This is a genomic window from Aliihoeflea sp. 2WW, from assembly GCF_000497755.1.
In the GTDB taxonomy this organism is placed as follows: domain Bacteria; phylum Pseudomonadota; class Alphaproteobacteria; order Rhizobiales; family Rhizobiaceae; genus Aliihoeflea.
The window spans coordinates 1-22,637 of the sequence record NZ_AYOD01000028.1; the positions used below are offsets into that span (position 1 = coordinate 1).

18 protein-coding genes and 1 riboswitch are annotated in these 22,637 nt (G+C 65.1%); of the genes, 8 read left to right on the plus strand and 10 right to left on the minus strand.

Annotated elements, in window-relative coordinates; translation table 11 throughout:
- Positions 1-83: 83 nt before the first annotated feature.
- The 3 genes from ALII_RS0113265 to ALII_RS0113275 form a co-directional block, all read right to left on the minus strand.
- Positions 84-3,062, minus strand: a complete 2,979-nt coding sequence (locus ALII_RS0113265) for a sarcosine oxidase subunit alpha (protein ID WP_024587793.1) — start codon at positions 3,060-3,062, stop codon at positions 84-86.
- Positions 3,063-3,181: 119 nt separating this feature from the next.
- Positions 3,182-3,547 (minus strand): sarcosine oxidase subunit delta, encoded by a 366-nt coding sequence (locus ALII_RS0113270; RefSeq protein WP_024587794.1) that lies wholly within the window; start codon positions 3,545-3,547, stop codon positions 3,182-3,184.
- A 9-nt stretch (positions 3,548-3,556) separates the two neighbouring features.
- Entirely contained in the window at positions 3,557-4,810 is a 1,254-nt protein-coding gene (locus tag ALII_RS0113275) for a sarcosine oxidase subunit beta (RefSeq protein ID WP_024587795.1), read from the minus strand.
- A gap of 302 nt (positions 4,811-5,112) precedes the next feature.
- Between ALII_RS0113275 and rpsU the strand changes: the two genes are divergently transcribed.
- From rpsU to ALII_RS0113290, 3 genes are all read left to right on the plus strand, one after another.
- On the plus strand, positions 5,113-5,352 hold the full coding sequence (gene rpsU / locus ALII_RS0113280; protein WP_024587796.1) for a 30S ribosomal protein S21: 240 nt from the start codon (positions 5,113-5,115) through the stop codon (positions 5,350-5,352).
- A 130-nt stretch (positions 5,353-5,482) separates the two neighbouring features.
- Entirely contained in the window at positions 5,483-6,322 is an 840-nt protein-coding gene (locus tag ALII_RS0113285) for a tetratricopeptide repeat protein (RefSeq protein WP_024587797.1), read from the plus strand.
- 63 nt (positions 6,323-6,385) lie between these two features.
- Positions 6,386-6,859 (plus strand): DUF992 domain-containing protein, encoded by a 474-nt coding sequence (locus ALII_RS0113290; RefSeq protein WP_024587798.1) that lies wholly within the window; start codon positions 6,386-6,388, stop codon positions 6,857-6,859.
- 297 nt (positions 6,860-7,156) lie between these two features.
- Here ALII_RS0113290 and ALII_RS0113295 read toward each other — a convergent pair whose 3' ends face one another.
- The 6 genes from ALII_RS0113295 to ALII_RS0113320 form a co-directional block, all read right to left on the minus strand.
- Positions 7,157-8,557 (minus strand): NAD(P)(+) transhydrogenase (Re/Si-specific) subunit beta, encoded by a 1,401-nt coding sequence (locus ALII_RS0113295; protein WP_024587799.1) that lies wholly within the window; start codon positions 8,555-8,557, stop codon positions 7,157-7,159.
- Positions 8,558-8,567: 10 nt separating this feature from the next.
- On the minus strand, positions 8,568-8,984 hold the full coding sequence (locus ALII_RS0113300) for a proton-translocating transhydrogenase family protein (RefSeq protein ID WP_024587800.1): 417 nt from the start codon (positions 8,982-8,984) through the stop codon (positions 8,568-8,570).
- Positions 8,984-10,189, minus strand: a complete 1,206-nt coding sequence (locus ALII_RS0113305) for a Re/Si-specific NAD(P)(+) transhydrogenase subunit alpha (RefSeq protein ID WP_024587801.1) — start codon at positions 10,187-10,189, stop codon at positions 8,984-8,986. Before ALII_RS0113305 ends, ALII_RS0113300 begins: the two co-directional genes overlap by 1 nt.
- Positions 10,190-10,249: 60 nt before the next feature.
- Positions 10,250-10,477: an aa3-type cytochrome c oxidase subunit IV gene (locus ALII_RS0113310; RefSeq protein ID WP_024587802.1), complete on the minus strand. Its 228-nt coding sequence runs from the start codon at positions 10,475-10,477 to the stop codon at positions 10,250-10,252.
- Between the two features lie 78 nt (positions 10,478-10,555).
- Complete coding sequence (locus ALII_RS22030; RefSeq protein WP_081718996.1) at positions 10,556-10,699, minus strand: DUF3096 domain-containing protein; 144 nt, start codon at positions 10,697-10,699, stop codon at positions 10,556-10,558.
- A gap of 83 nt (positions 10,700-10,782) precedes the next feature.
- Entirely contained in the window at positions 10,783-11,574 is a 792-nt protein-coding gene (locus tag ALII_RS0113320) for a hypothetical protein (RefSeq protein WP_024587803.1), read from the minus strand.
- A 210-nt stretch (positions 11,575-11,784) separates the two neighbouring features.
- Between ALII_RS0113320 and ALII_RS0113325 the strand changes: the two genes are divergently transcribed.
- The 3 genes from ALII_RS0113325 (at position 11,785) to ALII_RS0113335 (ending at position 17,588) form a co-directional block, all read left to right on the plus strand.
- The gene (locus ALII_RS0113325; protein ID WP_024587804.1) at positions 11,785-13,092 is read left to right on the plus strand and encodes an MFS transporter; all 1,308 of its coding nucleotides are present in this window, start codon (positions 11,785-11,787) and stop codon (positions 13,090-13,092) included.
- A 49-nt stretch (positions 13,093-13,141) separates the two neighbouring features.
- Positions 13,142-13,352: riboswitch (cobalamin riboswitch) on the plus strand.
- A 103-nt stretch (positions 13,353-13,455) separates the two neighbouring features.
- Positions 13,456-16,314, plus strand: coding sequence for a ribonucleoside-diphosphate reductase subunit alpha (locus ALII_RS0113330; protein ID WP_024587805.1), 2,859 nt, complete (start codon positions 13,456-13,458; stop codon positions 16,312-16,314).
- A gap of 188 nt (positions 16,315-16,502) precedes the next feature.
- Positions 16,503-17,588 carry a ribonucleotide-diphosphate reductase subunit beta gene (locus tag ALII_RS0113335; RefSeq protein ID WP_024587806.1) on the plus strand — a complete coding sequence of 362 codons (1,086 nt, stop codon included), beginning with the start codon at positions 16,503-16,505 and terminating at the stop codon, positions 17,586-17,588.
- Positions 17,589-17,591: 3 nt separating this feature from the next.
- Here the strand turns inward: ALII_RS0113335 and ALII_RS0113340 are convergent, their stop codons facing one another.
- Complete coding sequence (locus ALII_RS0113340) at positions 17,592-18,542, minus strand: helix-turn-helix domain-containing protein (protein ID WP_024587807.1); 951 nt, start codon at positions 18,540-18,542, stop codon at positions 17,592-17,594.
- Positions 18,543-18,733: 191 nt separating this feature from the next.
- On the opposite strand from ALII_RS0113340, the gene ALII_RS0113345 reads away from it, so the two are divergent.
- Both ALII_RS0113345 and ALII_RS0113350 read left to right on the plus strand, forming a co-directional pair.
- Complete coding sequence (locus ALII_RS0113345) at positions 18,734-20,494, plus strand: hydantoinase B/oxoprolinase family protein (protein ID WP_024587808.1); 1,761 nt, start codon at positions 18,734-18,736, stop codon at positions 20,492-20,494.
- A gap of 16 nt (positions 20,495-20,510) precedes the next feature.
- Complete coding sequence (locus tag ALII_RS0113350) at positions 20,511-22,586, plus strand: hydantoinase/oxoprolinase family protein (RefSeq protein ID WP_024587809.1); 2,076 nt, start codon at positions 20,511-20,513, stop codon at positions 22,584-22,586.
- Positions 22,587-22,637 lie beyond the last annotated feature (51 nt).

Sequence of the window (22,637 nt, forward strand, 5' to 3'; positions counted from 1 at the left end):
GATCTCCCCCCTTGAGGGGGAGATGTCCGGCAGGACAGAGGGGGGTGGGCCGGAACGAAGACATTGCCGCCATTTTGCTCATCTCATCCATTCAACCGCTCCCCGCTCTCGTCGAAGAACACCGTCCCCGTGACCTCCACCTCGATCACCTTCCCCGGCATCGGCACGAACAGCCGCTGGCCGATCTTCTCGCGACCATCGACCACCAGCGCGAGTGCGATGGAACGGCCGCAATTGGGGGACCAGTAGCTCGAGGTGACGTGGCCGATCATCTTCATCGGGATCGGCTGGTCGGGGGTGGCGACGATCTGCGCGCCTTCTTCGAGGACGACGTTCGGATCGACGGTCTTGAGACCGACGAGCTGTTTGCGGCCGGCGCCGACGAGGTCGGGGCGCTTCAGGCCGCGGATGCCGACGAAGTCGGTCTTCTTCTTGCCGATCGCCCAGTCGAGACCGGCATCCTGCGGGGTGACGGTGCCGTCTGTTTCCTGGCCGACGATGATGTAGCCCTTTTCGGCGCGCAGGACGTGCATGGTCTCTGTGCCGTAGAGACAGGCGCCGTGCTTCTGCGCCTCGCCCCAGACGGCTTCCAGAACGCTCTCGCCGAAATCTGCCGGCACGTTGATTTCGAAGCCGCGCTCGCCGGTGAACGACATGCGGAAGAGCCGGGTCGGCACGCCGCAGATCGTGCCCTCGCGCACGGACATGTGCGGCATGGCGGCGTCGGAGATGTCGATGCCCTCGACGAGCGGCGCGATGATGTCGCGGCTCTTTGGCCCCTGCACGGCGATGACCGCCCACTGCTCGGAGGTCGAGGTGAGGTAGACTTTCAGATGCGGGAATTCGGTCTGGAGGTAGTCCTCCATGTGGTTCATCACGCGTGCCGCGCCGCCGGTCGTCGTGGTGACGTGGAAGCGGTCTTCGGCGAGGCGGCCGACGACGCCGTCATCGTAGATGAACCCGTCCTCGCGCAGCATGATGCCATAGCGGCAGCGGCCGGGCTCGAGCTTCGCCCAGGGGTTGGTGTAGAGGAGTTCCATGAACTGGGCGGCATCCGGCCCGACGACTTCGATCTTGCCGAGGGTCGAGGCGTCGAAGATGCCGGCCGACTGGCGGACGGTCTTCGATTCGCGCGCGACGGCCTGGTGCATGTCCTCGCCCGCCTGCGGGAAGAACCAGGCGCGCTTCCACTGGCCGACATCCTCGAACACCGCGCCATGGCTTTCGGCAAAGCCGTGCATGGCCGTGCGGCGCGTCGGATCGAACAGGCTGCCGCGCGAATGGCCAACGATGGCGCCGAAGGTGACCGGCGTATAGGGCGCGCGGAAGGTGGTGAGGCCGACCTGCGGGATCGGCTTGCCGAGCGTCTCGGCGGCGATGGCAAGGCCATGCATGTTCGACGTCTTGCCCTGGTCTGTCGCCATGCCGTTGGTGGTGAAGCGCTTGACGTGCTCGATCGAGCGCATGCCCTCGCGCACGGCAAGGCGGATGTCCTTGGCGGTGACGTCGTTCTGGAAATCGACGAAGGCCTTGACGGTGGTGTCGGCCTGCGCACCCGGTCCGGTGCCGAGGAAATTGCCGGTCCAGTTTTCGGAGGTTTTCGCGGTGGGACGGTTGGCCTTCGAGGCCTTCGTCGCCTTTTCACCCGCTTCATAGGCTTCGTCGATGACGGCCTGCAGCGTGTCGGTGCCGTTGCAGGCGCCGACGGAGACGCAGTCCTGCGCATATTGGCCGGGCAGGAAGCGCTGGGTGGCGTCGTCGAACGCGACCTTGCCGCGCGACTGCGAGAAGAGGTGGACGGACGGCGTCCAGCCGGACGACATCAAAAGCGCATCGACCGGAATCACGCGCGTCGTGCCGCCCGATTTCGGCGCGACGGCCATGGACGAAACGCGCAGCTTGCCGCCGGTCTTGGTGACGGCGTGGCCGGTGAGGATTTCGATGCCGAGTGCGCGGGCTTCGTCGATGGCGGCGCCCTGCGGCGCGTCGCGGATGTCGACGATGGCCGCGATGGAAACGCCGGCCTTCTTGAGGTCGATGGCGGCGGCATAGGCGGAATCGGTCGCCGTGTAGACGCCGACATTTCTGCCGACCGCGACGCCATAGTGATTGAGGAAGGTGCGCGCGGCGGAGGCGAGCATGATGCCCGGCCGGTCATTGTCGGCGAAGACCATGTGCCGCTCGATCGCGCCGGTGGCGATGATCACCTTGGCGGCGCGCACCTGCCAGAGGCGCTCGCGCGGCAGGTCCTGGGCCGGATTGGCGAGATGATCGGTGACGCGCTCGACCAGCCCGACGAGGTTCTGCGCGTAATAGCCGAAGGCAGTGGTGCGCGGCAGGACCCGGACATTGTCCATGGCCTTGAGCTTCGACAGGCTGGACTGCGCCCAGTCCCAGCCGCCCATCCCGTCGATTTCGGCGCCGGTCTCGAAGCGCAGAGCGCCGCCGAATTCGGCCTGCTCGTCGGCGAGGATGACACGCGCGCCCCCGGAAGCTGCCGCGAGCGCCGCCGCGATGCCGGCCGCGCCGCCACCGAGCACCAGCACGTCGCAATGCGCGTAGAGCGAGGAATAGTGGTCCGGATCGGGCTGGTCCGGCGCGACGCCGAGGCCGGCCGCGCGGCGGATGAAGGGCTCGTAGACCTTGTCCCACGCCGCCTTCGGCCACATGAAGGTCTTGTAGTAGAAGCCGGCCGAGAACATCGGCGAGCCGAGATCGTTCGCTTCGCCGATGTCGAAGGCGAGCGAGGGCCAGCGGTTTTGCGAGACGGCGGTGAGGCCGTCATAGACCTCCTGCACCGTGGCGCGCACGTTCGGCGTCTTGCGCGCGGCATCCCGGTGGATGCCGACGAGCGCATTCGGCTCCTCCGCGCCGGCGGAGAGGAAGCCGCGCGGGCGGTGGTATTTGAACGAGCGGCCGACGAGATGGACGCCGTTGGCGAGCAGCGCCGAGGCGAGCGTGTCGCCGGCAAGGCCCTGGTAGGACTTGCCGTCGAAGGTGAAGCGGGCGGTGCGCGCGGGGGTGAGACGTCCGGCGTCGGCGATGCGGAAGGTTTCGGTCATTGGAAATGGCGCTCCACGCGGGTCCGGAGTTCACCCCCCTCTGGCCTGCCGGCCATCTCTGGCCGGCAGGCCAGAGGGGGAGATGGCCGGCAGGCCAGAGGGGGGTGTTGCGACGAACATCACGATGTCTTTCCCTCGGGCACGTTGGCATTCAGCTCCGCCGGCTCGCGATTGGCCCAGGAAGCGGGGGCGGAGGGCGCCATCAGCGTGATTTCCGGCTTCGGCTCACCGGCCTTGTAGGTCAGGTGGAACTTGTCCGTCACCGTATCCCGCGCCGCGTTGAAGAAGCGGCCGCAGCCGTGGATGTGGCGCCAGCGCTCGAAGATCAGGCCCTTGGGATTCTGGCGGATGAAGAAGAACTTCTCGAACTCGTCATCGCTCAACTCGCTCATCTCGGCCGAGCGCGCGATATGCGCTTCGCCGGCATGGCGGAATTCGAGCTCGGGACGCTCTTCCTCGCAATAGGGGCAGCGGATGAGAAGCATGGGATATCCCTAATGCGCGACGGCGGCGGCGGCCGCTTCGTCGATGAGGCGGCCGGTGCGGAAGCGTTCGAGGTTGAACGGCGCGTTGATCGGGTGCGGGTTGTCGTTGGCGATGGTATGCGCGAAGACGTGGCCCGAACCCGGCGTCGCCTTGAACCCGCCCGTGCCCCAGCCGCAATTGACATAGAGCCCCGGCACCGGCGTCTTGGCGAGGATCGGCGAGCGGTCGGGCGTCACGTCGACGATGCCGCCCCACGAACGCAGCATCTTCATGCGCGTGAACATCGGGAACATCTCGCAGATCGCGTCGAGCGTGTGGTTCAGGATGTGGAACCCGCCGGTCTGCGAATAAGAGGTGTACTGGTCGGTGCCCGCGCCGATGACGAGTTCGCCCTTGTCGGATTGCGAGATGTAGGCGTGGACCGTGTTCGACATGACGACGCAGGGGAACACCGGCTTGACCGGCTCGGAGACGAGTGCCTGCAGCGGGTAGCTCTCGAGCGGCATCCTGACGTCGGCCATCTGCATGATGACGGACGAATGGCCTGCCGCGACGACGCCGACCTTCTTGGCCCCGATGAAGCCGCGCGAAGTCTCGACGCCGGTGACGTGGCCGTTCGACGAGCGGCGGATGCCGGTGACTTCGCAATTCTGGATGATGTGGACGCCGCGATCGGCGGCGGCGCGTGCATAGCCCCACGCGACCGCATCGTGGCGCGCCGTGCCGCCGCGTCGCTGCAGCGCTGCGCCCATGACCGGATAGCGCGCGGATTTCGAGATGTTGAGCGGCGGGCAGAACGCCTGCGCCTCTTCCGGCGTCAGCCATTCATTGTCGACGCCGTTGAGGCGGTTGGCGTGGATGTGGCGCTTGAAGACCTGCACGTCGTGAACGTTGTGGGCGAGCATCATGACGCCGCGCGCGGAATACATGACGTTGTAGTTCAAATCCTGGCTGAGTCCGTCCCACAGCTTCACCGCATGGTCGTAGATGCCGGCGCTTTCGTCATAGAGATAGTTCGAGCGGATGATGGTCGTGTTGCGGCCGGTATTGCCGCCGCCGAGCCAGCCCTTTTCCAGCACCGCGATGTTGGTGACGCCGTGATGCTTGGCGAGGTAATATGCGGTCGCCAGCCCATGCCCGCCGGCCCCGACGATGATGACGTCGTATTCGGACCGCGGCTCGGGCGAGGACCATTGTTCTTCCCAGCCCTTGTGGCCGCGAAGCGCCTCGCGGGCGATGGCGAAGACCGAATATTTGCGCATGGGGCTCGTGCCTCGCGGACGGTTGGAAAGCGCCATCAGGGAGAACCAGAATGGCGAAGCTATGACTAGCGAAAAGCGCCGATCCGCCTTGCGCTGATTGCGACTTCGATTGCCCGTTTGCGCCGCGCAGATTTGCCTGCGACGAATTGGCCGGTTGCGTGCCGTCCCGGCCCTCGGCGATTTCCGCTCGACAAGGGGTGCGGGCGGTGATATGAGCCGCACCGATCCGTGGTGCGTGCCACGGGCGCAATTCGTTGCGCTTACGAATTTAGACAGATCCACGGTAACGAACAGGAACGCACGTGCAGGTACTCGTCCGCGACAACAACGTTGATCAGGCGCTCCGCGCGCTCAAGAAGAAGATGCAGCGCGAAGGTATCTTCCGCGAGATGAAGATGCGCGGCCATTACGAGAAGCCGTCCGAAAAGCGCGCCCGCGAAAAGGCTGAAGCCGTTCGCCGCGCCCGCAAGCTGGCCCGCAAGCGCGCCCAGCGCGAAGGCCTGGTCGGCGGCGGTCGCGCTCCGGCCGTCGCGGCGCGTTGATCCGCCGCTTTTTGGTCTCTATTGCCGAATTATAAGAGGTGGCGCGAGCAATCGCTGCCACCTTTTTTCATTGTCCGCGTTTGACCCAACGCAGCCCTGCTTGCCAAATCCGAACCGGGGGAACCAGCCGATGATCTCGACCGCGCGCCACGCCAAGCGTACCGCCACCGCCTTCGCTCTCGTCTCCGTGCTGGCGCTCGCCGCCTGCCAGACCGCGCCCGAAACGATGTCGACGGTCTCGCCGATGGACGCCGCCCAGACGTCGACGGAGAACATCGCCTCGCTGACCGCCGTCATCGAGCGCTCCCCGCAGGACCCCGAGGCCTACAATGTGCGCGGCTCGGCCTATGGCCGCGGCGGCCGCAATTCGGAGGCGCTGGCCGATTTCGACCGCGCGATTCAGCTCAATCCCGGCTTCTTCCAGGCCTACAACAATCGCGCGCTCATCCATCGCAACATGGGAAATCAACAGGCCGCGCTCGCTGACTACAACCAAGCGCTCCAGCTCAATCCGAACTACGATGCCGCCTATATCGGCCGTGGAAATCTCTACCGGCTCGCCGGCAACGCAAACAACGCTTTCCAGGATTTCGAGCGCGCCATCCAGCTAGATACGACCGATCCGCGCGCCTATTACAATCGCGGCCTGCTCTACCAGACCCGCAACCAGCACGATTTCGCCATTTCCGATTTCGCGCAGTCGATCTCGCTGGCGCCGAGCGCAGCCGAGCCCTACACGGCGCGCGGCCTGTCCTATCTCGCGATCAACAACGAGGACAACGCGCTCGCCGACTTCAACACGGCGCTGAACCTCGACAAGTCAAATGCCGAGGCCTGGGCCTATCAGGCGGTGATCCTCGAACGCCGCGGCGAAAACCAGCGCGCCTCGCGCTCCTACGCCGAAGCCGTCCGGCTCGACCCGAACCTGTCGGTCGCCGCCGAAGGCCTGCGACGCACGCGGGCTTCGTAACGTAACCGGAACGAACATCCGCCCGTTCGGTTGTCAGCCAGACACTCGAACGGGAGATTTCACATGATCCGCACGCTGATCGCCGCCGCCGTCGTGGCCGGCGGTGCTGCCACCGCCGCCCATGCGCAGGACACCCGCGCCGAAATGGGCATGCTCGAATGCGCCATCGAAGGCGATGTCGGCCTGATCTTCGGCTCCTCGCGCGACATGCAGTGCGCCTTCACCCCCGCCGACGGGCGCCCGCCTGTGCAGTTCGTCGGCGTCGTCAACAAATACGGCCTCGATGTCGGCGTGACGAGCGCCGCCGTGATGCAATGGGCCGTCCTCGCGCCGACCGCGGCGGAACTGTCGCCCGCCGCACTTGCCGGTGACTATTATGGCGCCTCGGCGGAAGTGACGGCGGCTGTGGGTGGCGGGGTCAATTTGCTGGTCGGCGGGTCGAACGAATCGGTGATGCTGCAGCCTTTGAGCGTGCAGGCGCAGACGGGGCTGAACGTCGCGCTCGGCGTGACGGAGTTCAAGCTGCGGGCGCTGTAGGTTTGTGGTGATCGATCATTTCGGGGTTCGGGTCGGCCGCGACCGAGGCCTGGGATGAAAGATCGTAGTGTGGCGGGCTGGGTCATTTCTTTCGAAGGAGACCCCCACCCTTTATCCCTCCCCACAAGGGGGAGGGAAGGCATCCACGTAGCGCCTTGCCTTCAAACTGGATGAAGCTTGACCGTCGAAAGCGAACACGCTGATGGCTCCCTCCCCCTTGTGGGGAGGGATACAGGGTGGGGGTCAATTCACAAAAAAACTGGTTCGGTCAAACTCGACGAGACCGGACGACCAGCCTCAGTGGTGCATCGCCTTGACGATTTCCTCGGTCATCTTCTTGGCGTCGCCGAGAAGCATCATCGTGCCGTCCTTGTAGAACAGCGTGTTGTCGATGCCGGCATAGCCCGAGCCGAGCGAGCGCTTGACGAAGAGGCAGGTGCGGGCCTTGTCGACGTCGAGGATGGGCATGCCGTAGATGGGCGAGGCCTTATCGTCGCGGGCGGACGGGTTGGTGACGTCGTTGGCGCCGATGACGTAGGCGACGTCGGCCTGGGCGAACTCCGAGTTGATGTCCTCGAGTTCGAAGACCTCGTCATAGGGCACGTTCGCTTCGGCCAGAAGCACGTTCATATGGCCGGGCATGCGGCCGGCGACCGGGTGGATCGCGTATTTGACCTCGACGCCGTTGGCCTTGAGCGTGTCGGCCATTTCGCGCAGCGCATGCTGCGCCTGCGCCACGGCCATGCCGTAGCCGGGGACGATGATGACCTTCTGCGCGTTCATCATCAAATAGGCGGCGTCGTCGGCCGAGCCCTGCTTGACCGTGCGCTCGATCCCGTCATCGGCGCTCGCGGCGGCCGTCTCGCCGCCGAAGCCGCCGAGGATGACGGAGATGAAGGAGCGGTTCATGCCCTTGCACATGATGTAGGAGAGGATCGCGCCCGACGAGCCGACCAACGCGCCGGTGATGATGAGCGCGAGATTGCCGAGGGTGAAGCCGATGCCGGCCGCGGCCCAGCCCGAATAGGAATTGAGCATCGAGACGACGACGGGCATGTCCGCGCCGCCGATCGGGATGATGATCAGGACGCCGAGTGCCAGGGCCAGAATGACGATCAGCCAGAAGGCGAGCGTCGACTGCGTCATGACGAGGACGACGACCAGCAGGACGAGCGCGGTCGCGATGGCCGCGTTCACCATGTGGCGCGCGGGCAGCATGATCGGCTTGCCGGACATGCGCCCGTCGAGCTTCAGGAAGGCGATGATCGAGCCGGTGAAGGTGATGGCGCCAATGGCGACGCCGAGCGACATCTCGATCAGTGCCTGGGTGTGGATGTGGCCGACCGTGCCCACGCCGAAACTTTCCGGCGAATAGACGGCGGCGGCCGCGACCAGCACGGCGGCGAGACCGACGAGCGAGTGAAATGCTGCGACGAGCTGCGGCATCGACGTCATCGGGATGCGCTTGGCGATCACCGCGCCGATGCCGCCGCCGATGGCGATGCCGACCACGATCATCAGGAAGCCGCCAAAGGTCGGACGCGCCAGAAGCAGCGTGGTGACGATGGCGATACCCATGCCGACCATGCCGTAGAGATTGCCCTGGCGGCTGGTGGTCGGGTGCGACAGGCCGCGCAGCGCCATGATGAACAGGACGCCGGAGACGAGGTAGAGGAAGGAGGCGAAGTTCTCGCTCATCGAATGCGCCTCACTTCTCTTTTTTCTTGTACATGGCGAGCATGCGGTGGGTGACGAGGAAGCCGCCGAAGATGTTCACCGATGCGAGGATGAGGGCGATGAAGCCGAAGCCGGTCGCAAGGCCGGAGGCCGAGATGCCCACCGCGAGCAGCGCGCCGACGACGATGACCGACGAGATGGCGTTGGTGACGGCCATCAGCGGCGTGTGCAGCGCGGGCGTCACCGACCAGACCACATAGTAGCCGACGAAGATCGCCAGGACGAAGATGGCGAAGCGGAAGACGAAGGGATCGATCGCGCCGCCCGTCGCGGCCGCGGCCGCATGGCCGGCAGCTTCAGCGGTTTCGAGATCGGAGAAGGCGAGCCGCAGCGCGGCGGTTGCCTGTTCGAGCTGCTCGATGGCGCGTTCCATCGCGGTCATTTCCATCACGCATCCCCCTTCTTCGAAGCGGATTTCGGCTTGGGTGCGGGTTCCACAGGCTCAGCGGGCGCGGCCTCGGCCTTGGCGAAATTCGCGTGGACGACCTGGCCCTCGTGGGTCAGGAGCGTTGCCTTGACTAGTTCCTCGTCCGGCTTGATCGCGAGCGTCTTCGTTTCCTTGTCGACCAGCGTCTCGAGGAAGGCGAAGAGGTTCTTGGCGTAGAGCAGCGAGGCGGAGGCGGCGACGCGGCCTGCCACGTTGAGATGGCCGACGATCTTGACGCCGTTGGCCGTCGTCACGATCTCGCCGGCCTTCGCGCCCTCGACATTGCCGCCGCGCTCGACCGCGAGATCGACGATGACGGAGCCGGGCTTCATCGAGGCGACCATCTCGGCCGAGATCAGGCGCGGCGCGGGCCGGCCGGGGATCAGCGCGGTGGTGATGACGATGTCCTGCTTGGCGATGTGCTCGGCCGTCAGCGCGGCCTGCTTCGCCTGGTATTCCTTGGACATTTCCTTGGCGTAGCCGCCGGCGGTCTCGGCCGCCTTGAACTCCTCGTCCTCGACGGCGAGGAACTTGGCGCCGAGCGAGGCGACCTGTTCCTTGGCGGCGGGGCGGACGTCGGTCGCGGTGACGACGGCGCCCATGCGGCGCGCGGTCGCGATCGCCTGCAGGCCGGCGACGCCTACGCCCATGATGAAGATTTTGGCGGCGGGCACGGTGCCGGCCGCGGTCATCATCATCGGCAGGGCGCGGTCATATTCGGCGGCCGCATCGACCACGGCCTGGTAGCCGGCGAGATTGGCTTGGCTCGACAGGATGTCCATCGACTGCGCGCGGGTGATGCGCGGCATGAATTCCATCGCAAATGCGGAGATGCCCGCCTTGGCCATGGCGGCGACGGCGGCGTCGTTGCCATAGGGGTCCATCGCGGCGATGACCGCGGCGCCCTTTTTATAGGATTTGAGTTCGGTATCGTTCGGGCGACGAACCTTGAGGACGACATCGGCGGTCGATGCGTCGGCAGTCGAGCCGATGCGCGCGCCGGCCTTCTCGAACTCGGCGTCCGGAATGCGCGAGGCCGTCCCTGCACCGGCTTCGACGACCACGTCGAGGCCGAGCCCTTTCAGCCGCTTGACGGTATCGGGCGAGGCCGCGACGCGCGGCTCTCCACCCTCGACTTCTCTCGGTACGAAAACGATCTGCGACATTGGCCCCTCCCTGACTGCCGATCCTCACTCCCCGGCGGAAACGATCCGCCGCGACGACCGTCAGCGCAACAGGATCGCGCCGAGGCCGCAGATGAGCAGGAAGAGGATGGTCGAGGAGATGAAGCCGGCTGCCGTGAAGAAGCCGAACGCCATGGCGATCAGGAGCGCGACCACGGCGAGCGTGCCGTATTTCGCGAATTCGAGAAAGAGCGAATAGGTCTTCTCGTGCTCGTGATAGTCCATTTCCGCGCCCATCTCGAGCGGGCCGGAATGATGTTCTTCTGCCATGGAAGGCTCCCTCGCAATTCTGTCGTTCGCTGATAACGAAAAGCGTGATTGAGGGCAATGGCAGGATTGTCGCGGAAACTAGCCTACGATGTCTGGAAAGAGGCCGATGAGGCCGATGACGATGAGATAGAGCGCGACGATGTAGTTGAGCAGACGCGGCATGATCAGGATGACGACGCCGGCGATGAGCGAGATCAATGGTGTCAGTGCGAGATCGGGCATGGAAAATATCCGTGAATGAAGTCCCTGCGGTGAATAGCTAGGCGCGCATCGCGGCGCGGCAAGCGTTTCGCTGCGTCAGCGGCCTACGCCGCGACGCGATACTTCGCCGTCGGCAGGACGGTGAGCGGCGTCAGTTCGCCTGCGTCCGGGCGCTGGAAGAGAAGCCGACGCTCGGCGAAGGTGGAGCGGAAGAACGGGTAGCGCGCCACCGTCTTCGCCATGTTCTCCTCGCAGTTCGACTCGTAGAGCATGACCGGCACGGTGAAAGGCGGATAGGGCCGCGCGAGGCCGACCTGCGCCGAGCCGAAGATGCGCTTGTAGAAGGCGACATGCTCGTCGCGGATCAGGCAGACGCAACTCGTGGAATCGAAATACGTGTTGGCGATGACCGCGAGCCGCAGCGTGAGATAGGGCAGCAGGCGGAAGGAGCCGGCGACCGACGGATCGGCCGTGAACTGACCCGGATTGACGAAGGTCTCACCGGCGGCAAGCCGCGGCTCCAGCATGTCCGAATAGACCCGCATGACCGGCCCCCAGGGCTCGGCGGCGGTGATGTGATGAAGACGAACCGTCGAGACGAGTTCGCCGTCGATGAACACGCCAAAACGGTAGCTGTTCGGCGTATCGTCCATCGCATCGCAGATGCGCTCGTTTTCCGCCTCTCCGACGAGGCCGTAGGCCTTGTAAGCCTTGTAGCGCAGGCGATAGATCGCCTCGAGATCCTCGCCGCTTTCGCAGCGCCGATATTCCGTCCGCTCCAGAAGGGCCGAGACGCTGCGCGCGAACGCCGACCCCTGCCCGTCTCCAGATTGCCCCTCGCCCGAAACGGACCCGCCGTCCGCTTCGGCACGCAGTGCCGCTGCTTGTCCTGTCATGCCGCATTCCCCCGTACCGCCATTAACCGAATGCTAACTGTGTATCGACTGTTCCAAAACCCCGAAACTGCGACTTGATTCATTTACCTATGGTTAAGGTTAACGGCTTGACTGCCATGAAGGGTTGAAAATGACCGGGACGCCCATCCGGCACTCGACAAATTCTCACAGCCCCCCTAGAGCGACGCTCACAGATTGGGGGAATGCGGAATGACGACGACGATCGATGCGGTTCTGGAGCGTGGCGGCACCGGGCCTTTCCAACGAAGGCTGCTCGGGGTCTTCGGGCTGGTGTGGACGGCCGACGCGATGCAGGTGCTGGCGGTGGGCTTCACCGCGGCGTCGATCGCGGCGACCTTCGGGCTGACGGTGCCGCAGGCGCTGCAAACCGGAACGCTGTTCTTCCTCGGCATGCTGATCGGCGCGGCGGTTTTCGGCCGACTGGCCGACCGGTTCGGGCGCCGGCGCATCCTGATCGGCACGGTGGCGATGGATGCGGTGTTCGGCATCGCGTCGGCCTTCGCGCCCGACTTCCAGACGCTGCTTTTCCTGCGGTTCATGACCGGGCTTGCGGTCGGCGGCACGCTGCCGGTCGACTATGCGATGATGGCCGAGTTCCTGCCGCCCTCGCGGCGCGGCCGCTGGCTGGTGGCGCTCGAAGGGTTCTGGGCCGTCGGCACGGTCGCCGTGGCGCTGACCGCATGGGCGGCGGCCTCGGCCGGCGTTACGGATGCGTGGCGGGTAATCTTCTTCGTCACCGCGCTGCCGGCGATCGTCGGCATCTTCCTGCGCTTCTGGATACCCGAATCGCCGATGCACCTGATGCGCCAGGGCAAGGAGCCCGAGGCGCGCGCGGTGATGGACAAGGTGCTGGTCGCCAACGGCAAGACGCCGCTCGGCGAGACAAAGCTGACGGCGACGCCCGCCGCATCGAGCGTCGGGCTGCTGTCGCCGGAGTTGCGGCACCGCACGATCCTGATCCTGGCCTGCTGGTTCCTCGTCTCGATCTCCTATTACGGCATCTTCGTGTGGATGCCGGCGCGGCTGGCGACCGAGGGCTTCGGCTTCGTGCGCGGCTACGGCTTCCTCGTCCTCGTCGCGCTGGCGCAGATCCCCGGCTATGCGCTCGCCGCATATGGCGTCGAAAAATGGGGCCGGCGTGCGACGCTGACACGGTTCCTCGTGCTGAGCGCGGCGGGCTGCGCGCTCTTCGTCATCGCCGCCACACCGGCGCTGATCGCAACGGCGCTTCTGCTGATGAGCTTTGCGCTTCTCGGCACATGGGGCGCGCTCTACGCCTTCACGCCCGAACTCTACCCGACCGCCTCGCGGGCGACGGGCATGGGTGCCGCAGGCGCGATGGCGCGGCTCGGAGGGCTCCTTGCGCCCTCCGTCGTGGTCTACCTGTTCATCGAGAGCACGGCGGCGGCGATCGGCTTGTTTGCGGGTCTTCTGCTGGTGGCGGCGATTGCGGCGCGGGCGATCGACGTCGAGACGCGGCAGGCGGCACTCGCGTGAATTGTGGATCGCCTCACACAAGATGTTGACGCGATCCGCAAATGCCCATCTATATGCGGTGGTCATGGGTCTTCCGGGCGGGCAACCACCCGGGAGCTAAGAGGGAAGCCGGTGCGCGTAAATGCTATGCCGGCGCTGCCCCCGCAACTGTAAGCAGTGAGCTTGCGTCGATTGATGCCACTGGTGCCGCCGGCACCGGGAAGGCCGACGAGAGCTGTGACCTGCGAGCCAGGAGACCTGCCCTGACGGCTTGAACGAACCTCGGGCGGGGTGTCCCGGTGGTGCGTGTGCCGCGGGCAATCGATTCACCCCGTCAAAGCATGCGTGCGCCCTCCCCCGTCCGCCATCGCCACGGGGATTAAGATGCAGGGCATTGCCACACGACCATCCAACGGAGCCGTCCCGGTTCCGCATTTCATCGATGCAACCGACGAAGTCGGCCATCGCGTCATCAGGCGCGGCGGCGCGCTGACGCCGTTCGATCCGAACAAGATCGCGGTTGCGTTGACCAAGGCGTTTCTCGCCGTCGAGGGAACGGGCGCGGCCGGCTCGCGACGGGTTCACGACGCAGTCGAGGATTTGACGGCGCAGGTGGCATCGGCGCTCGCAAGGCGGGGCGGTGAAGCGCGCATCGTCCATATCGAGGACATTCAGGATCAGGTCGAACTGGCGCTGATGCGCGGCGAGCATCACAAGGTCGCGCGTGCCTATGTGCTCTATCGCGAAGAACGCGCCCGCGAGCGGCTGGCGGCCCGGCCGAAGACGGCAGATCAGGCACCGGTGCTCAACGTCAAATCTGCCGACGGCAGCCTCGCGCCGCTCGACGAGGCGCGGCTGACGGCGCTCGTCAACGAGGCCTGCGCGGGGCTCGACGCGGTTTCGCCGGAGCCGATCCTGACCGAGACGCGGCGCAACCTCTATGACGGCATCACGCTCGACGAACTCTCGCTGGCGCCGATCCTCGCCGCGCGGGCATTGGTCGAGACCGACCCGGATTACAGCTACGTATCCGCACGATTGCTGCTCGACCGGCTGCGGCGCGAGGCGCTGAGCTTTGTCGCGGGCCGGCCGGACGCCGCGACGCAAGGCGAGATGGCGGAGCGATATGCGCAGTATTTTCCCGGTTTCATCACGGCAGGCATCGATGCCGGGCTGGTCGATCCGGAGCTTGCGCGTTTCGATCTTTCACGCCTGGGCGCAGCGCTGAAGCCCGAGCGCGATCTGAGCTTCCAGTATCTCGGCCTCCAGACGCTCTACGACCGCTATTTCCTGCACACGAAGGGCAAGCGCTTCGAGCTGCCGCAGGCGTTCTTCATGCGCGTCGCGATGGGGCTCGCCCTGCGCGAGATCGACCGCGAGGCGCGTGCGATCGAATTCTATGATCTGCTTTCGTCCTTCGACTTCATGGCGTCGACGCCGACCTTGTTCAATTCGGGCACGACGCGGCCGCAACTATCCTCCTGCTTTCTGACGACCATCGGCGACGATCTCGATGCGATCTTCAAGGGCGTGAAGGACAATGCGCTGCTGGCGAAATATTCCGGCGGACTTGGAAACGACTGGACGCCGGTGCGCGGCCTCGGCGCACATATCAAGGGCACGAATGGCGAGAGCCAGGGCGTGGTGCCGTTCCTGAAAGTGGCGAACGACACGGCGATCGCGGTCAACCAGGGCGGCAAGCGCAAGGGCGCGGTCTGCGCCTATCTCGAGACCTGGCATGTGGACATCGAGGAATTCCTCGACCTGCGCAAGAACACCGGCGACGACCGGCGACGCACGCACGACATGAACACGGCCAACTGGGTGCCGGACCTTTTCATGCAGCGCGTGGAGGCGAATGCCGAGTGGACGCTGTTTTCGCCGGACGAAGTGCCGGATCTGCACGATCTTTATGGAGCGGCGTTCAAGGCGGCCTACGAGGCGCATGAGGCAAAGGCGGCGGCGGGCGACATCAAGGTGTTCCGTACGGTGCGCGCGGTCGATCTGTGGCGGCGCATGCTGACGATGCTGTTCGAGACCGGTCATCCGTGGATCACCTTCAAGGACCCTTGCAACATCCGTTCGCCGCAGGGCCATGTCGGCGTCGTGCATTCGTCGAACCTGTGCACCGAAATCACGCTCAACACGTCCAAGGACGAGGTCGCGGTGTGCAATCTGGGTTCGGTGAACTTGCTCAACCATGTCAGCGCAGATGGCCTCGACATGGCGCGGCTGGCGAAGACTGTCACGACCGCGATGCGGATGCTCGACAATGTCGTCGACATCAATTTCTACACGATCCCCGAAGCGCGGAAATCGAACATGAGGCATCGTCCGGTTGGGCTCGGGCTGATGGGTTTCCAGGACGCGTTGCAGGCGCTGCGCATTCCCTATGCTTCGGCGGAAGCCGCGGATTTCGCGGATCGGTCGATGGAGGCGATCAGCTATCACGCGATTTCGGCATCGGTCGATCTTGCGGCCGAGCGTGGGCGCTATCCAAGCTTCGACGGTTCGTTGTGGTCGAAGGGGATATTGCCGATCGATTCGATCGGGCTGCTTGCCGATGTGAGAGGCGGCACCGAAATGGACGAGTGTCTGTCACTAGACATGGACTGGGATGGGCTGCGCGAGCGGGTGAAAACGGTCGGGATGCGCAACTCCAACACGATGGCGATCGCGCCGACGGCGACGATCTCCAACATCTGCGGCGTGTCGCAATCGATCGAGCCGGCCTACCAGAACCTGTTCGTCAAATCGAACATGTCGGGCGACTTCACGGTCGTCAATGCCGCGCTGGTGCGCGATCTGAAGGCGCGCGGGCTATGGGACGAGGTGATGATCTCGGACCTGAAATATTTCGACGGCTCGGTGGGGCAGATCGATCGCATTCCCGATGACCTGAAGGCGCTTTACGCGACTGCTTTCGAGATCGACAGCGCCTGGCTGATCGAGGCGGCGTCGCGGCGGCAGAAATGGATCGACCAGGCGCAGTCGCTCAATCTCTACATGGCGAACCCGTCCGGCAAGGCGCTCGACGCGCTCTATCGGCTGGCGTGGAAGAAGGGGCTGAAGACGACCTACTATCTGCGCGCGCGATCGGCGACCCATGTCGAGAAATCGACTTTGAAGGGCACGGACGGGAAGCTCAACGCGGTATCGGCGGCGCCGATCGTGATCGATCCGGGCGCGGCGTGGGGCAAGGCTTGTGCGGTGGATGATCCGGATTGCGAGGCGTGTCAGTAGCGCCTTTTCCGCTCGACGTTCCCTCCCCCTCTCCGTCACGCTTCGCGTGCCACCTCTCCCCCTTCGGGGGCGAGGAAAAGCGCCAAGGCCGGCGACGCCGTTTCCTCGCCCCCGGAGGGGGAGAGGTGGCGCGGGCGCAGCCCGCGACGGAGAGGGGGAGCTCAGCAAACAGATATCAGGATTTCCCAATGCTCAACCTATCCACTCCCCTCCCCACCCCCGACGCGACCGGCCTCGGCGCCATCGAACGCGGTGGCGCGCGGGTCGCCATCGACGACAAGCGCATGATCAACGCCCGCGCCGACGTGAACCAGCTTCTGCCGCTCAAATATCGCTGGGCGTGGGAGAAATATCTCGCCGGCTGCAACAATCACTGGATGCCGACCGAGGTCTCGATGCAGGCCGACATCGCGCTCTGGAAATCGAAGGACGGCCTGACCGAGGACGAGCGACGCATGATCAAGCGCAATCTCGGCTTCTTCGCCGCCTCGGAATCGCTCGTCGCGAACAACATCGTGCTCGCCATCTACCGGCATCTGACCAACCCCGAATGCCGGCAATATCTGCTGCGGCAGGCCTTCGAGGAGGCGATCCACACGCATACGTTCCAGTATATCGTGGAAAGCCTGTCGCTCGACGAGGGCGAGCTCTTCAACATGTATCGCGAGGTGCCGTCGATCACCGACAAGGCGGCCTGGGCGCTGAAGCACACGCAGTCGCTCGACGATCCGGACTTCAAGACCGGCACGCCGGAGACCGACACCGCCTTCCTGCGCGACCTCGTTGCCTTCTACGTCATTTTCGAGGGCATGTGGTTCTATACGGGCTTCGCGCAGATCCTGTCGCTGGGGCGGCGCAACAAGATGGTCGGCATCGCCGAACAGTACCAGTACATATTGCGCGACGAGAGCATTCACCTGAATTTCGGCATCGACGTCATCAACCAGATCCGGCACGAGAACCCGCATCTGTGGACGGCGGCCTTCCAGGAGGAAATCCGCGGCATGATCGCCGATGCGGCCGAACTCGAAGCCGCCTATGGCCGCGATACGATGCCGCGCGGGTTTCTCGGGCTGAACGCGGCGCTGTGCGAGCAATATATGCGCTTCATCGCCAATCGGCGCTGCGCGCAGCTCGGCCTCACGCCCGTCTTCGCGGAGACGGAAAACCCGTTTCCCTGGATGTCGGAGGCGATGGATTTGAAGAAGGAGAAGAACTTCTTCGAGACGCGCGTGATCGAATATCAGACCGGAGGCGCGCTATCCTGGGACTGAGCCTCAGCCGGCGTTGAGGCTCTTGCGATATTCGCCCGGCGCCTTTCCGAACCGGCTCTTGAAGAGGCGGGTGAAGTGGGCGAGGTCGCCGAAACCGCGGGCGAAGCAGATCTCGGCGATCGAGGCGTGAGGGCCTGCCGATTGAAGGTCCTCGCGCGCAGCTTCGAGCCGCATGTCGCGCACCCACTGGCCGAGCGTCTGGTTGGTGTCGCGGAAGATCTCGTGGAGATAGCGCACGGAAATGCCGCAGCGCCGCGCGATCAGGTCGGGATCGAGGTCGCGGCGGTGGAGATTGGCGCGCACGAAGGTCTCGACGCGCGACAGATGCGCGGCGCGCACGCTCGACTGGCCGGAGGTCAGCGTGCGCTCGTCGGCGCGGATGGAGAGCGCGAGGAGGTCGACGAGTTGCTGGCCGACGGCGTCGCGCGCCTCCTCGCTCATCGAGCCGATCTGCGTCGGGATCTGGTGCAACATGGCGACGAAGAGGCCGGAGACGCCGTCCGATCCGTTGAACTGCATGCCGTAGAAGCGCTCGGGCGCGCGGATGCGGCCGCGCAGTGCAGCGGCGTCGACCTTCATGACCCAGAGGTCCGAGCGCTCGCCATAGCTGAACTCGTAGGGCTCGTGGCCGCATTCGATTATGTAGCCGCCCGGCGCGCAGGTGACGTCGCGCCCGCGCTGCGAGAAATGGACTGGCGCGCGGACGGGGATGGTGATGAGGAGTTGTTCGTCGCTTTCGCCGCGCAGATGCCGCGGCAGGCGGTGATAGGCGAGCGCCTCGGAGCGCAAACGCGACAGCGAGACGCCGCCGAGCGTCCATTTGGCGAGGTCGCCGGTGAAGCGCTCGGGATCGCGGAATTTGAGGTCGAGCGGAAAATAGGCATTGGCGATCGCCTGATGCCAGTGGGCGCTGCGGCTGGCGGGATCGACCCCGCGTGTCGTGATGACGTCCATCTGCGTCCTCTCCGAAGCTGACCTTAAGTCAGGCCGCTGCGCCTGACAAACGCTTCATCGACAACTGCGCTGACGGTCAAGAAATCCCGCGCTCCTTGTCAAAGACGCACCTGCCGGGACGGGCATAGGCTTCCTTCCAATCAAAAGGGAACATCGGCGCGGCGCACGACCGGGCCGGGAAGCGAGGACCAATGGACCGGACAGAAGCGACGCGAACCGTCGACCCCATCACGCTCTCGGTGGTGCGGGGCATTCTGGAGACGACCCAGCGCGAGATGACGCTGTCGTTGGAAAAGACCGCGCGCTCGAGCGTCTTCAATCTGGCGCACGACTACTCGACCGCGCTCTTCAACGCCGAGCCGGAAATGGTCCTGCAGGGCCAGGACATCCCGATCCATCTCGGCTCGCTGATCCCGGCGATGAAGGTGGTCGCCGGCTATTTCGAGGGCGACATCCACGAGGGCGATCTGATCCTCCACAACGACCCCGCCTATGGCGGCAGCCACGCCATCGACGTGTGCATGTACAAGCCCGTCTTCTACCATGGCGAACTCGTCTACTGGACGGTCTGCAAGGGGCACCTGACCGATATCGGCGGCCCGGTGCCGGCGGGATACAACCCGGACGCCAAGGAAATCTACGCCGAATGCCTGCGCATTCCCCCCGTCAAGATCTGGGACCGGGGCAAGCCGCGCAAGGACGTGCTCAACATGATCCTGACCAACATGCGCGCGCGGCGTGACCAGGAGGGCGATTTCAACGCGCTGATCGGCGCCTGCCAGGTGGGCGAGCGGGCGCTGGTCCGGATGCTCGACAAATATGGAAAGGACGTCGTCGATGCGTGTATCGGCGAACTTCTGAACATGGCCGAGCGCCAGATGCGCACGCTGATCCGCTCGGTGCCCGACGGCACCTATGAAGGCGTCGCGGTGCTGGAGGATGCGGGCCACGGCTTCGGCGATTTCGACATCAAGGCGACGGTCACGATCGAGGGCGACGACTGCCGGATCGCGATCTCCAGCCCGCCGCAGGTGCCCTATTTCATCAATTCCTACGAGGGCAATTCCTATTCCGGCGTCTATCTCGGCCTGATGATGTTCGCGCAGCTTCCCCCGCCCTACAATGAAGGGCTCTATCGCTGCGTCTCGGTCGACATGGGGCCGAAGGGCACGCTGTGCAACGCCAAGGAACCGGCGCCGCACATGAACTGCACCACGACGCCGATGGAAACGCTGACCGACGCGGTGCGCCTCGCCTTCGAGAAGGCGATGCCCTCGAAGGTCGCGGCGTCCTGGGGTCATGCCAACGGACTCAACATCGCCGGCTGGGACAAACGCCACGACGAGGAATATGTGACGATGGTGCTGGCCACCATCATTTCCGGCGCGGGCGCCACGCCGCAGCAGGACGGCTGGCACGCCTGCGGGCCCGAATGCTGCTTCGGCGCGCTGACCTCCGGCGACATCGAGCTTCTGGAGCACTCCTACCCAATCATCATCCATAAATACTCGTTGATGACGGATTCGGGCGGCGCCGGCCTGCATCGTGGCGGCTCGGGCACTGCCTGGGAGGTGGAACCGCTCGATGGCGACATGACGTTCATCATGTTCGGCGAAGGCCGGCGCATCCCCGCCCTCGGCGCAGCCGGTGCGCAATCGTCCATGATCGACACCAAGGTCGGCCGGCTGGAACTGAAGCGCGAGGGTAAGACCGAGACGATCCGCAACAACACGATCGGCGTGATCAAGCCCGGCGAGACGGTGACCAACATGAACCCCGGCGGCGGCGGCTATGGCGACCCGAAGAAGCGACCGGTCGACAAGGTGGTCGAGGACGTGAAGCTCGGCCTCGTCTCGATCAATGGCGCGCGCGAGGACTACGGCGTCGTCATCGACGACCCCGAGACGCTGAAGGTCGACCTCGACGCCACCCGCAAATTGCGCGCCGCTTAATCTGGGAGGACCGATCATGCGCAGCAAGTATCGTCTCGGCATCGATGCCGGCGGCACCTTCACCGATTTCGTTCTGGCCGAACAGGCCGGCGGCAACCGGCTCTACAAGGCGCTCTCGACGCCGGCCGACCCGACCATCGCGATCCGCAACGGCCTGGCGCTGATCGCCGAGGACCTCGATGTTCCGCTGGACGAGATCATCCCCAATTGCGACCTTTGCATCAACGGCACGACGGTCGGCCTCAACGCGTTGATCCAGCACAAGGGGGCGCGCACGGGGCTGATCTGCACGGCCGGGCACGAAGATTCGATCGAGATTCGCAATGGCCACAAGGAGGACGGCTACCGCTACGACGCCGACTATCCGCCGGCGGTGATGCTGGTGCCGCGCAACTTACGCAAGGGCGTGCGCGAGCGGGTGCTTTCCAATGGCGAGGTGCGCACGCCGCTGACCGAGGACGACGTGCGCGCGGCCTGCGAGCATTTTCTCAAGGAGGGCGTGGAATCGGTCGCGATCTCGTTCGTCTGGTCGGTGCTCCACCCAGAGCATGAGCGGCGCGCGGGCGAGATCGTGCGCGAGATGATGCCGGGCGTCATCCTCACGCTCGGCTCCTCGCTCTATCCGCAGGTGCGCGAATACACGCGGACCTCGACGGCGGTGACGAATGCCTATCTCGCCCCGACGCTGAAGAAATACGTCGGCGCGGTGGACGCCTATTTCCGCTCGCTGGGCGCGAAGCACCCGGTGCGCTACTTCCAGTCGAACGGCGGCCTTGCCATCGGCGAGGCGATGACGGATCGCTCGGTCTACGCGATCAATTCCGGACCGGCCTCCGCGCCGCTCGCCGGCCTCCACGTCTCCGCCCCGTTCGACGAGACCAACGTCATCACCATCGACATGGGCGGCACGTCGTTCGACATCACACTGACCCATGAGGGCGTGACGAACCTCAACAAGAACATCGACTTCCTGCGCTACCGGATCGGCGTGCCGATGATCCAGGTCGAGACGCTGGGCGCGGGCGGCGGGTCGATCGGCTGGATCGACGAGATGGGGCTGTTGCAGGTCGGCCCGCAAAGCGCCGGCTCCGACCCCGGCCCCGCCTGCTACGGCCAGGGCGGCACGGAGCCCACGACGACGGACGTCAATCTGGTGCTTGGCTACTTGAACCCGGACGGGCTCGTCGGCGGCCGCCTGCCATTGGACCCGGAAAAGGCCGAAACGGCGATCCGCACGAAGGTGGCCGAACCGCTCGGCATCTCGCTCGAAAAAGCCGCCTACGGCATGTTCACCATCGTCAACGCCAACATGGTCAACGGCATCAGGCGCGTGTCGATCGAGCGCGGTTACGACCCGCGCGATTTCGTGCTGGTCTGCGCCGGCGGCGCGACGGGCGCGCACATCACGGCGCTGGCGCGCGAGATGGGCATCACGCGGATCATCGTGCCGAAGCTCGCCTCGGGCCTCTGCGCCTTCGGCCAGATCATCTCGGACGTGAAATACAACTATATGGCGACCTGCCCGGTGCGGCTCGACAATGAGGAGGCCTATCGGCGCGTCAATGCTCTGTTCCACGAACTGGAAGAGGAAGGCCAGGCGCATCTCAAGGCCGACGGCTTCGGCGAGGACCAGATCCGCATCAAGCGCAGCCTCGACATGCGCTATGTCGGGCAGGTGCACGAATGCACGGTGGAGGTCGACAATTTCAAGATCGGGGCGGAGACGGTCGAGAGGCTGAAGGACGCGTTCCACCGCCGCCACGAACAGCTCTATACCTATGCCGAGCCGAACAACACGGTTGAGATCGTCAACATCGAGAGCACGCTCTACGGGCTGGTCGCCAAGCCGGGCGACAAGGCGCTGGCGAAGGGCGGCAATGTCGACGCGTCACTGAAGGGAACGCGGCAGGCGATCTTATCCGCCGACGGCCAGCGCCAGCGCGTGCCGGTGCATGACGGCGGCAAGCTGGGAGCCGGCGACGTGGTGTCGGGACCGGCGATCATCGAGGAGACGACGACGACGATCGTGATCGAGCCGGGTTGGCGGGCGGAGCTGCACGAGAGCGGGTCTTATGTGGTGACGCCGGGTTGAGGGGAGGGTTTTCTCTGAAGTGACCCCCACCCTTTATCCCTCCCCACAAGA